Here is an 11,232-nt window from a genome sequence, read left to right as displayed (position 1 = left end):
TCCTTTCGTTACTACCTGTAGTTCAGTCACGCCCGGCGGTTTTAGTCAAGACCCCAAAGGTCTGGTCTCCGGCGCCGGGCCGGTGGTATACAACCTAGAACGTGTTCTAGTTCGGGCGGTGCTCGGGAGGTTTCATGGCGTTGCGGGTCGTGCAGTGGGCAACCGGCGGAGTCGGCGTCGCCGCGATCAAGGGCGTGCTGGAACACCCGGACCTGGAACTGGTCGGTTGTTGGGTGCATTCGGAAGCCAAGAACGGCAAGGATGTTGGCGAGATCATCGGCGCCGAGCCGCTGGGTGTCACTGCGACCAACAACATCGACGACATCCTGGCGCTCGAGGCCGACGCCGTCATCTACGCCCCGCTGATGGCCAACCCCGACGAGGTGGCGGCCCTGCTGCGGTCCGGCAAGAACGTGGTGACGCCCGTCGGGTGGGTGTATCCGAGCGAGAAGCAGGGCGCGCCGATGCGGGAAGCCGCGCTGGCAGGTGGGGCCACGCTGCACGGCACCGGCATCGCACCCGGCGGCATCAGTGAGAAGTTCCCGCTGCTGTTCTCGGTGATGTCCACTGGCGTGACTTTCGTTCGGGCCGAGGAATTTTCGGATCTGCGCACCTATGAGGCGCCCGACGTGCTGCGGCACGTCATGGGGTTCGGTGAGACCCCGGACAAGGCGCTGACCGGTCCGATGCAGAAGCTGCTCGACAGTGGCTTCATCCAGGCCGTGCGGATGTGCGTCGACGAGTTCGGCTTCAATGCCGATCCGAAGATCGTTGCGCGCCAAGAGGTTGCGGTGGCGACCGCGCCGATCGACTCACCGCTGGGGCCCATCCAGCCCGGCCAGGTGGCCGCCCGCAAGTTCCACTGGGAGGCGGTCGTCGGCGACGAGGTTGTCGTGCGCGTCACCGTCAACTGGTTCATGGGTGAGGAAAACCTCGACCCGGCATGGGATTTCGGCCCCGAAGGTCAACGCTATGAGATGGAGGTCAAGGGAAATCCGGACTTCACCGTGTCGATCAAGGGCTTTCAGGGACTGGTCGGAGAGGACGGCCCCGAACCCGGCGTCGTCGGCACCGCCGCCCACTGCGTCAACTCCGTGCCGGCGGTGTGTGCCGCGGAACCGGGCATCGCCACCTATCTGGACCTGCCGCTCTTCAGTGCGAAAGCGGCACCTCGGCTGAGGTGAGCGCGACGTTTTTGCACGCCTGCGGCAGCGTGTCGGCGTACAAACACGGCCGCTCGCGGTAATTAGGGCTGCACGAGTATCCGGATCGGATTGCCTTCGGCCCGATCGAGTTTCGCGATGCCTTCGGCGACGTCCTCGAGCGGGACGATCTCGCTGATCGACCGGGTGAGGTCCAGACGGCCGCGGGACACCAGCGTGGCCAGCGTGCCGATGTCGGCGTTCTGGTAGCCCAGGTGCCCGCGCACCTGCTTCTTGGTCAGGTTGAAGAACGACGTCGGGCCGATCGACGGGGCATCGGCGCTCATCCCGACGCCGACGAACCGTCCGCCCACGGTCAGCGCCGCCAGCGCCTGGTCGAACGTCGACCCCTTGCCGACCGCGTCGAACGCGACGTCGAGCATCCGGCCGCCGGTGGCCGCACCGATCTGGGCCAACAACTCCGGGTCGCGGGCGTCGAAGGCGTAGTCCGCGCCGACCTCCAGCGCACGCTCCAGCACTGCCGGGTTGACGTCGACCGCGACGATCGGGGCTGCCCCGACCAACCGGGCCAGCTGCACGATGTGCGTGCCGAGCCCGCCGACGCCCCATACGCCGACGGATTCACCGATACCCACCTGGCCCGTCCGCACGACGGCGCCGAACGGCGTCGACACCGCGTCGGCCAGGATCGCCGCCTGCTCCAGCGGCACGTTGTCGGGCACCCTCGTCAGGCCGAAGGCTTGCGCGACGGTGTATTCGGCCCAACCCCCGTCGTACGCGAACGCCATGAGCCGGATTCGCAGACAGTTCGACATGTCGCCGCGAAGACAGTTAACGCAGTCCATGCACGGTTTGCCGGCGGCGACGACGACGCGGTCGCCCTCGGCCCAGCCGGTGACGCCCGGTCCCAGCTTGGCGATGGTGCCCGACGTTTCGTGGCCCTGCGTCACCACCGGGAGCTGCGACGGGAACGTGCCGTTGATCAGGCTGAGGTCGGAGTGGCAGATGCCGCAGTAGGCGACCTTGACCAGCACCTCGCCCGGGCCCGGCTCCGGAATCGGAACATCTTCCACCACAACCTTTTTGGTGTCGGCGTAGAACCGTTGGGCCCGCATCGTCGAGGTCATGGCACTCCAGTGGTCAGCATCGATGGTTACGATCGCCATCATGGCGCAGGCATTGGTGGTCGAGCAATCACGAATAGTCCCCGTCGCGGTGGCCGACGCGTTCAGCGGCACCGCACCGATCCCGCTCAATGAGCTGTTCTGTCGCTGGTACGGGCCGATCCCGCCGATCAAGGCCGTGCGGAACCAGACCGGCATCTGGGATGCGGTGGGGCAGACCCGCACCATCCTGCTGACCGGTGGCGGCAGCATGGCCGAGACCCTGACCTCGTACGACGAGCCGCACTCGTTCGGCTACACGCTGTCCGACATCAACGGACCCCTGGCGCCGCTGGTGGGCGGCGTGCAAGGGATGTGGCTGTTCCAGGATGTCTCCGCTGGGCAGAGCCCCCGCACCAAGATCACCTGGCGGTGGACCCTGCACCCGCGCAGCTCGCTGACCGCTCCGCTGCTGCCGGTGTTCGGCAAGCTGTGGAAGGGCTACGCCGGCCGGTCGCTGGAGCATCTTTCTGACCTCCTGGTGGGATGACGGTCCCACGGCGCACGCCGAATCCGGTTAGATGAACTAATGACTAAGCGTGCACTCGTTCTGGCTGGTGGCGGCATCGCCGGCATCGCGTGGGAGACCGGCATCCTGCAGGGCATCGCCGACGAAGCTCCCGAGATCGCCGCGGCGGTGCGAAATTCCGATGTGGTGTTGGGCACGTCGGCGGGTTCGGCGGTCGGTGCACAACTGGGCAGCGCCCTGAGCATCGGAGAGTTGTTCGAGCGCCAGGTGGCCGCCGAATCGGCAGAGATCAGCCCGGGCATCGACATCGAGGCCGTCCTGACCACGTTCATCGACGCGATGTCGGCGGACCACGGCAGCCCGGCCGAGCAGTTGCAGCGCCTGGGCAAGGCGGCGGCGGCCGCCGACACCGTCAGTCCGGCCGTGCGCCGCAACGTCATCGAACGCCGGTTGCCGTCGCACGAGTGGCCCGACCATGACCTGCGCATCACCGGCGTCGACATCGACACCGGCGAGTTGGTGGTGTTCACCCGCGAATCGGGGGTGTCCCTCGTCGACGCCGTCGAGGCCAGCTGCGCGGTGCCGGCCGCCTGGCCGGTGGTGACCATCGGCGGCCGCCGCTACATGGACGGCGGCATGGGCAGCAGCGTCAACATGATCGCGGTCAAGGATTGTGACGCCGCCGTCGTGCTGGTTCCGGCGCCGTCGGACTCGCCGTCGCCGTTCGGGGCGGGGCCCGGTGCGGACGTCAAGAGCTTTGCCGGCCGTGCGTGCGGCATCTTCGCCGACGACGAGTCCCTCGCGGCCTTCGGCGCCGACCCGTTGGATCCGGCCTGTCGCATCCCGGCCGCGCAGGCCGGCCGCGCACAGGGCCGCCGGGTGGCGGCCGAGGTCGCCGCGTTCCTGTCCTAGTCGGGAAGATCGAGGGAATCGAGTGCGGCGCAAGCCAATTCGTGCCCGATCTCGATGACCTCGGAGGCCCGGTAGAACTCCAGGCTGCGGCACACCGTGCGCGGTACCTCGATCAACAGATCGGGTGGGTAGGCGGCCAGGGTGTGCCGCATCAGCGCGGCCTGCGAGATTTCGATGGTGCGGTTCATGACCTCGAACCCGCCGAGCCGCGGCACATTCGTGTCCTCTTCGGTCTCGACCTCGGACTCGGCGACGGCGTCGATGCCGTCGACGGCGTTGCTGAAGCGGCTCAACACCGATCGTGCGGTGGGGCCGTCGAGCAGGGTGCTCGCCGCGGCCCGGTCGATCAGTGACGTCGTGCTGCGCCGCATGCGGTTCAGCAGCTCCGCGGTGGGTCGCGGGGATTCCGGGGTCGTGGGATTCGGATCGCTGGCGTTGAGGCTGACCGCGATGGTCAGATCGGCGTTGACGGCGGCGAGCGGCGCCATGGGCAGGGGGTCGAGGATGCCGCCGTCGGCCAGGAGCCGGCCGTCGAGCAGATAGGGCGCGATGACGCCCGGGATGGCGATGGAGGCCCGGATGGCCGCGTCGATGGGGCCGCGCTGGAGCCAGACCGATTTTCCGGCGATCAGGTCGGTCGAGACGGCGGTGTAGGGAATCGGCAGGCTCTCGATCGTCCGCGGGCCGATGATCTCGCGGACGGTCGCCAGAATCTTCTCGGCGCGGAGCACGCCGGCGGCGGTCAGGGAGGGATCGAGCAGGCGCAGCACCGCGCTCTGCGTGAGGGCGCTGGCCCAGGAGGAGAATTCGTCGAGTTTGTCGGCGGCCTGCAGGGCGCCGACGAGAGCGCCCATGGACGAACCGGAGATGCCGACGACATCGAAGCCGCGCTCGCGGAGCGCGTCGATGACGCCGATGTGTGCGTAACCCCGGGCGCCACCGCTGCCAAGGACCAGTGCGACCCGCATGGGCCTATTTTGGCGTGCGGATCAGACGGCGGCGAGACGAGGCCGCGTCAGCAGCGGATGCGCGAGAAGAACGCCGCCGAGATGAGCCCGATGATGAGGGCCACCTGCGGCTGTCCACTGCTCATGGCGAAGAGGATGCCGCTGACGGCGGCAACCGCGATGAGCAGCAGGAGGATGCCCATGAAGAGCACCCGGCGCCCGTTGACCGCGCCACTGTGGGCCCGAGCGACCGGTACGTGCTGAGGAGCAACCATCGTGCTCATCCCTTCGACAATGAGTGAGACACCCCATAGTGTGCACCATTGTGTGAGTCAAAGCACAATTACTGACCAGTAGTTGGGAAATTGGTCGTATTCGTTAGCTGATCTCATTGCTTTCGCGACGTTTTGCCTGGTCGGCGGGCAAATTTGTTAGATGTGCTTTGTGTTCTGAGAATGGTGTTGCTGCTCATTTTTCGCGCTTCGATGGGCGGCGAATTTAATTCGTTGAACTAATCTAATTAATTTGCGCCGGCAGCTGGTGGCGTCTGCATCGCGAGTGTGCGTGCAGATCGCGGAACCGGCCGGATCGACGGTCTGTGCGCACACTGGCGGCACGGAAAAGCGGGCGCGCGTCAGTTGACGCAGGGGAGCCCGTCGTTGGCACGCACCGGCGGCCCGGCTTCCGGGGTCGGCAACGTGGTGTCGTAATTGGACGACTTGGCCGCAGCCAGGGAGACGCTGTCGAGGGTGTCTGGCACCTGATAGCCCGGCCCCAGCGTCACGTGGATGCGGCCGGCGGGCACCGACGGGTCGGCGCGGACCGCGTCGATGCCCAACAGTTCTGCCAGGTGCTTGGCTTCGGCGTCGGTACCGGCGCCGAAGTCGACGGCCGTCGAACTGAGCTCGCCGTCCTGCGAGCTCCGGGTCTGGCCCATGGAGTATTCGAGATCGCCCAGGATCTCGGACATCTGCCGGCCCAGGCCCATCACGTCGGAACCGTTGATGACGTCGATGACGGCGGTCTTGGCGTTCTTCGACGTCGTACCGGTGCTGTCGGCGGCCTTGTCCAGCGTCGACGGCTCGGTCGACGTGCTGGGCGTGGTCGTCGGTGCGCCGGCCGGTGGCTTGAGGCCGAAGGCCTTGGCGACCTCGACCTTGATGGCCATGGGGTCGACGATGTTGACGTCCTGGCCGTCGATGTTGTCGTAGCGCACGACGGGCAATGTCCGGTACTGGACGTTTGCGCCGCCGGCGATCTCGCCCATGCGCTTGAACTGCTCCTGGCCCCAGCCCGCCGACAGCACGACGTCCTTCTGTGCGACGCCGATCAGCTGATTGAGCTTGCCGAGGTCGCTGAACGAGCCGTCCTTCTGCAGCTGGTGCATCACCGAGATCAGGAACGCCTGCTGGCGGTGGGTCCGGTCCAGGTCGCCGTTGTCCAGGCCGTGCCGTTGCCGGACGAAGGCGACGACCTGCGAGGCGTCGAGCATCTGGCGGCCGGCCGGGAAATCGGCGCCCGAGTAGTCGTCGTACACGGGGTGGTTCAGGCAGATTTCGACGCCACCGAGGCTCTCGGCGATGTCGTAGAAACCGGCGAGGTTGACCTCGGCGAAGTAGTCGATGGGCGCACCGGTCAGATTGCGGACCGCGGCCAGGGTGGCGGCGCGGCCGGCCTCGCGGCTCTTGCGTTCCAGCTCGGCCTGGTCGGTGACGCCCTTGTCCATGAGGTGCTGCATGGCGTTGGCCTTGGTCAGGCCGTACGCCTCTTTGATCTTGATGTGGTCGTATCCGGGGATGCCGGTGACCCGCACATAGTCGTCGCGCGGGATCGAGAACGCGACCACATGGTTGTCGGCGGAGATGTGCGCCAGGATCAGCGTGTTGGTGTTGTAGCCGCCGTTGTCCGAATCCCCGGCGTGCAGCTTGTCGAGCAGCGCCTGCGGCAGGTCATTGCCCTGCTGGTCTTTCCGCGAGTCCAGGCCGATCAGCAGGATGTTCATCGCCCCGCCGGTGGACTTGGGCGCGTCGGCCCCGAGCGCATCGCTGACCGTGATGCCGTGCAGCGCGCCGCGCACCGTCCACCAGCCCAGGCCGGTCGTCGCCACCGCCACCGTGGTGACCAGGGCGAGCGCCACCCGCCCGACGGTGTCCCAGCCCACCCGGGCGCTGAGCAGGCTTTGCAGCCGGCTCCGGCGGTGCCGGGCTGGAAGACGGTGGCGGGCGGTATCGCTGCGCTGGAGATCGGAGGTGCTCAGCTGCGACCTCGAGGGGATGCGGTCATGGCGGTCATCTCGGCGGGCCTCGCGGGTACGTGAGGACCGCCGGTCGGATCCGGCGGTCGGAAAGTTCGCTGTCACCGCGGCCCGCGTGTATGCGTCAGAGCGATCGGACGGCAGTGCGACCGATTTTAGGGCAACGCCGCAGACTCAGCGAATCCTCAGTGAACGGCGGGTATCAGCCGCATTCACCTTTGGAGGCGCTGGTCGCGGCCATGATCACGCCGGCCTGCTGGCCTGCGGTGAGCTCGGTCCACGGGGTGTTGAAGTTACCGGGATCACGTGTTTCCGCCCGCTGCATGAGGCTCAGGTACGGCTCGACGAGCGTCGCCGGGTCGGCATGCTGAGCGTCCATCCACACCTTCGCGGCGTGGCACGCCTGGCCGAACTCGGACTCGGTCGCCGCCGGCGGGGCGTCGACGGCAGTTGTCACGCCGCCCGGGGAGACGGCGCCGCCGGCGGGTGCGGGGTGTTCGTGCGACTGCGTGGGCAGCTCGGCGGGAGTGTGGGCGGGAGCGGCTTGCTTGTCCGGCCCGCAGGCTGTCAGGAACGTCAGTGCGGTGGTCGTGAGCAGCGCTGCCCGGATGACGTTGATCTGCATGCTTGCCAATCTAGAGGTGTAGGCATTCAGGATCACCCTGACGCTAACCCTTTCCCGGCGGCCGCGGCGCCGACACCATGGGGAACATGGCAGTGCAGAACGTGCAGAACGCGACATGTTGTCGGGCTTGAGCCCGGCCTTGTGAGGGCGCCAAGCCCACCCGTTCGTTTCTGCATTGGAGTTCCGTCATGTCCGTCCTGACAGAGTTTTCTGTTTCTGGCCCCACTTCCCTGGCCCCGACCCGATTGCGGCTGCCCGACCTGCTGCACGCCACTGATCGGTGCGCCGACGACGTCCTGAGCGGCCGTTACGACCGGCTGCTGCCGGCCGACGGCCTGCCCCTTCACGAACGCTGGTTCCGCCGGTTGTACGGCGACGACGAACTCGATCTCTGGCTGATCAGCTGGGTCCCCGAGCGCAGCACCGAGCTGCACGACCATGGCGGATCGCTCGGTGCGTTGACCGTGGTGTCCGGGGCGCTCGAGGAAACCCGCTGGGACGGCCGCGGGCTGCGGCAGCGCACTCTGGAGGCCGGTGACCAGGCCGCGTTCCCGTTGGGCTGGGTCCACGACGTGGTGCGGGCGGGCAGCAACGATGCCGCAGGAGTATCGCCCGCTCCGCCCACTCTGAGTGTGCACGCCTACTCGCCGCCGCTGACCGCCATGTCGTACTACGACGTGACCGAAAGCCAGAAGCTGCGGCGCGTCTACACCGAACTCACTGACAAGCCCGAGGGGGACTGATGACCACGGCGAGTGAAGCGACGGGGAACGCGGTCAGCCGAGTCGACGCCATGCTGAACGCGGCGCGCGAGCGGCTGGTCCGGCTGTCCGCCGCCGAAATCCCCGCCGCGCTGGCCCGGGGCGCCGTGCTGGTGGACATCAGGCCGGCCGCGCAGCGCGCCATCGAGGGCGAGTTTCCCGGCGCGCTCGTCGTGGAACGCAACGTCCTGGAATGGCGCTGCGACCCGACCAGTGACGCCCGTCTGCCGCAGGCCACCGGAGTCGACGTCGAGTGGGTGGTGCTGTGCTCGCAGGGCTACACCTCGAGCCTGGCCGCCGCCGCGCTGCAGGACCTGGGGCTGTACCGCGCCACCGACGTCATCGGCGGATACCGGGCGCTGGTCGATGAAGGACTGCTGGGCGGGACGGCCGCGTCGGTGCTGCTACGTGCCGGCGCTTGGGTGTAGCAGCGGGCGCAACCGCTCCGTCTTCTCCTTGGTCCACTCCGGCGGCTGCAGCACGTCGGCCCACGCATCGGCGACGTCCCTGACGTAGACGTGTCCGTGCCCGTCCGGGACGTCGACCGCGACGGCCATGTCGGCCGACACCTGCAGGAACGTCACGACGGGAATCCACTCCATCCGCGGCGAGACGTCACGGCCGCGCGGTTCTTCCAGCCAGTCGGGCCGGGCGAACAGCAGGTCGGGATTCCACCAGGCGATCGGGTCGGACGCGTGCTGCAGATACACCACCCGCGGGTGGCCCCAGGTGGCGTCGGCAGGGCGGTCCAAATCCTCAGGGCGAGAAGCGAACCGGGCGTTGAGGCCGTGGTCGTAGATCGGCAGTTTCTCCAGTGACCCGGCGTCGCGGTAGCGGGTCAGCTCGGTCCAGATGACGTTGTTGAACGTCGGTCCGGAGAACAGCGCGCCGTCGGTGCGGGCCACCAGGTTGTTCAGCGACTGGAACGGAGCCTCGCCGCCGAACGAGCCGAGGCTCTCCCCGAACACCACGAGCTTGGGGCGCTTGCCCTCGGGCATCTGCCGCACGAGGGCGTCGACCTCTTCGAACAGTTCCTGGCCGGCTTCCTGCGCGTTGTCCTTGTCCACCAGGAACGAGATCCAGCTGGGCAGGAACGAATACTGCATCGACACGATCGCGGTGTTGCCGTTGTACATGTACTCCAGCGACGCGGCTTCGGCCTCGTTGATCCAGCCGGTGCCCGTCGTGGTGGCGACGGCGACGACCGCGCGCTCGAGTCCGCCGGTGCGCTTGAGTTCCTGCGCGGCGAGCCTGGCCGTTGCCCGGATGCCGTCCGCGGAGTGCAGACCGGCGTAGGCGCGAATCGGTTCGATTGCCTTGCGGCCGTTGAATTTCTCGAGCTCTTCGACGCTCGGTCCGTTGCCGACGAAGATGCGGCCCTGCCGGCCCAGCGACGACCAGCTGGCAAGTGAGCCGGGCCCGCCCGACCGCAATGGCGATGTGGGAGGCGGGTTGTCGGGATCATCCTCGTCATTGGCCGAGGCGAAGGTGTTGTTGATCCACGACATCGCATAGTTGCCGACCACACCGTTGAACACCTCGACGAACACGGCGATGACCAGGAGCACTGCCACCACGCCGGACACCCGAGGGGGAGCCACCCGCTCCAGCTGACGCATCAGGAAACGCACCAATTTGCCGATCAGCTGGCCGATTTCGACGAAGCCGAACAGGAAGACGATCGAGTACACCGCCGTCAGCGGGTGGTCCCAGAACTTCATCCGGGGCACGCCCATCATGTCGCGGACCTCGTCCTGCCAGACGTGGAACCAGATGACCGCGAGCACCTGGCCGATGACGCCGACCCCGATCAGGACGAGCCACGCCCAGCGGGGCGCCTTGGGACTGCTGTCCTTTGAGCGCATGTAGCGCACCAGAAAGACACTGAGCACCCCGAGGCCGTAGCCGCACGCGCCGGCAGCCCCGCTGACGATGCCCTGGAAGAGCGGTCCGCGCGGCAACAGCGACGGCGTCATCGAGAGCCAGATGAAGGTCAGGCCGACCGCGGTGCCGAAAAACGTGTAGCGGCGAACCCACCAATCCGAGGGTGGCTCTTCCAGTTTCGCGACGAATGACTCCTCGTCCGACGGCTCGGCCACCGTGACAGCGGCGCCGTCGTCGGCAGGATCAGGCAGTTGCGCGGTGTCGGCCACCGATCGACTTTACCGATGCGTGAAGTTCGGCGCGCGCTTCTCGGTGAACGCCGCCATGCCCTCGGTCTGGTCGTCGGTGGCGAAGGCCGAGTGGAACAGCCGGCGCTCGTACAACAGGCCCTCGGCGAGGGTGCTCTCGAAGGCGCGGTTGACCGCTTCCTTCGCCATCCGCGACGCCGAAAGCGACATGCCGGCAATGGTTTTGGCGACGGCGTTGGCCTCTTCGAGCAGCTTGTCGGCCGGGACCACACGCGACACCAGACCGCAGCGTTCGGCTTCCTCGGCGTCCATGTTGCGGCCGGTGAGGATCAGATCCATGGCCTTGGCCTTGCCCACGGCACGCGTCAGACGCTGGCTGCCACCCATGCCAGGGAGCACGCCCAGCTTGATCTCGGGCTGGCCGAATTTCGCGGTGTCGGCGGCGATCAGCAGGTCGCACATCATGGCGAGCTCACAACCGCCACCGAGCGCGTAGCCGGCGACGGCGGCGATGGTGGGGGTGCGGGTCGCGGCGAACTTGTTCCACAGCGCGAAGAAGTCCTGCGAGAACACGTCGGCGAACGTCAGGCTCGCCATCTCCTTGATGTCGGCGCCCGCGGCGAAGGCCTTCTCGCTACCGGTGATGATGATGGCGCCGATGCCCGGGTCCGCGTCGAGTTCGGCTGCGGCCGTGGTGACTTCGGTCATCACCTGGCTGTTGAGGGCGTTGAGGGCCTTCGGCCGGTTCAGGGTGATGGTGGCGACGCGGTCGTCGCGGGTGACCAGGATGGTTTCGAAAGTCATCG

General features: G+C 67.5%; 12 protein-coding genes. 5 read left to right on the top strand and 7 right to left on the bottom strand.

Annotation, left to right across the window (positions count from 1 at the left end):
* Positions 1-134 precede the first annotated feature (134 nt).
* Positions 135-1,184, top strand: coding sequence for a dihydrodipicolinate reductase (locus tag ACJH7A_RS25785; protein WP_133425496.1), 1,050 nt, complete (start codon positions 135-137; stop codon positions 1,182-1,184).
* A gap of 62 nt (positions 1,185-1,246) precedes the next feature.
* Here ACJH7A_RS25785 and ACJH7A_RS25780 read toward each other — a convergent pair whose 3' ends face one another.
* Positions 1,247-2,290 carry a zinc-binding dehydrogenase gene (locus ACJH7A_RS25780; protein WP_212814950.1) on the bottom strand — a complete coding sequence of 348 codons (1,044 nt, stop codon included), beginning with the start codon at positions 2,288-2,290 and terminating at the stop codon, positions 1,247-1,249.
* A gap of 40 nt (positions 2,291-2,330) precedes the next feature.
* On the opposite strand from ACJH7A_RS25780, the gene ACJH7A_RS25775 reads away from it, so the two are divergent.
* Complete coding sequence (locus ACJH7A_RS25775) at positions 2,331-2,816, top strand: SRPBCC family protein (RefSeq protein ID WP_133425497.1); 486 nt, start codon at positions 2,331-2,333, stop codon at positions 2,814-2,816.
* 39 nt (positions 2,817-2,855) lie between these two features.
* Positions 2,856-3,707 carry a patatin-like phospholipase family protein gene (locus ACJH7A_RS25770; RefSeq protein ID WP_406802943.1) on the top strand — a complete coding sequence of 284 codons (852 nt, stop codon included), beginning with the start codon at positions 2,856-2,858 and terminating at the stop codon, positions 3,705-3,707.
* Here the strand turns inward: ACJH7A_RS25770 and ACJH7A_RS25765 are convergent.
* From ACJH7A_RS25765 to lpqV, 4 genes are all read right to left on the bottom strand, one after another.
* Entirely contained in the window at positions 3,704-4,675 is a 972-nt protein-coding gene (locus ACJH7A_RS25765) for a patatin-like phospholipase family protein (RefSeq protein ID WP_406802942.1), read from the bottom strand. The two genes, ACJH7A_RS25770 and ACJH7A_RS25765, sit on opposite strands and share 4 nt — an antisense overlap.
* A 47-nt stretch (positions 4,676-4,722) precedes the next feature.
* Positions 4,723-4,938: a hypothetical protein gene (locus ACJH7A_RS25760; RefSeq protein ID WP_406802941.1), complete on the bottom strand. Its 216-nt coding sequence runs from the start codon at positions 4,936-4,938 to the stop codon at positions 4,723-4,725.
* A gap of 350 nt (positions 4,939-5,288) precedes the next feature.
* Complete coding sequence (locus ACJH7A_RS25755; protein ID WP_371824595.1) at positions 5,289-6,911, bottom strand: LCP family protein; 1,623 nt, start codon at positions 6,909-6,911, stop codon at positions 5,289-5,291.
* Positions 6,912-7,110: 199 nt separating this feature from the next.
* Positions 7,111-7,533 carry a lipoprotein LpqV gene (lpqV, locus tag ACJH7A_RS25750; RefSeq protein ID WP_133425501.1) on the bottom strand — a complete coding sequence of 141 codons (423 nt, stop codon included), beginning with the start codon at positions 7,531-7,533 and terminating at the stop codon, positions 7,111-7,113.
* A gap of 188 nt (positions 7,534-7,721) precedes the next feature.
* Here lpqV and ACJH7A_RS25745 point away from each other — a divergent pair, with 188 nt between their 5' ends.
* Both ACJH7A_RS25745 and ACJH7A_RS25740 read left to right on the top strand, forming a co-directional pair.
* On the top strand, positions 7,722-8,276 hold the full coding sequence (locus tag ACJH7A_RS25745) for a cysteine dioxygenase family protein (RefSeq protein ID WP_133425502.1): 555 nt from the start codon (positions 7,722-7,724) through the stop codon (positions 8,274-8,276).
* Positions 8,276-8,722: a rhodanese-like domain-containing protein gene (locus ACJH7A_RS25740; protein WP_133425503.1), complete on the top strand. Its 447-nt coding sequence runs from the start codon at positions 8,276-8,278 to the stop codon at positions 8,720-8,722. Before ACJH7A_RS25745 ends, ACJH7A_RS25740 begins: the two co-directional genes overlap by 1 nt.
* Here ACJH7A_RS25740 and ACJH7A_RS25735 read toward each other — a convergent pair.
* Complete coding sequence (locus tag ACJH7A_RS25735; protein ID WP_406802944.1) at positions 8,699-10,393, bottom strand: alpha/beta hydrolase; 1,695 nt, start codon at positions 10,391-10,393, stop codon at positions 8,699-8,701. The genes ACJH7A_RS25740 and ACJH7A_RS25735 overlap by 24 nt on opposite strands.
* Positions 10,394-10,456: 63 nt before the next feature.
* Positions 10,457-11,230, bottom strand: a complete 774-nt coding sequence (locus ACJH7A_RS25730; RefSeq protein WP_135355226.1) for an enoyl-CoA hydratase — start codon at positions 11,228-11,230, stop codon at positions 10,457-10,459.
* Positions 11,231-11,232 lie beyond the last annotated feature (2 nt).

The sequence above is a fragment of the Mycobacterium sp. SMC-17 genome, from assembly GCF_045310915.1.
Classification (GTDB): Bacteria; Actinomycetota; Actinomycetes; order Mycobacteriales; family Mycobacteriaceae; genus Mycobacterium.
Note: the sequence above shows the minus strand (reverse complement) of the source record. Positions and strands in the feature narration are given on the sequence as shown.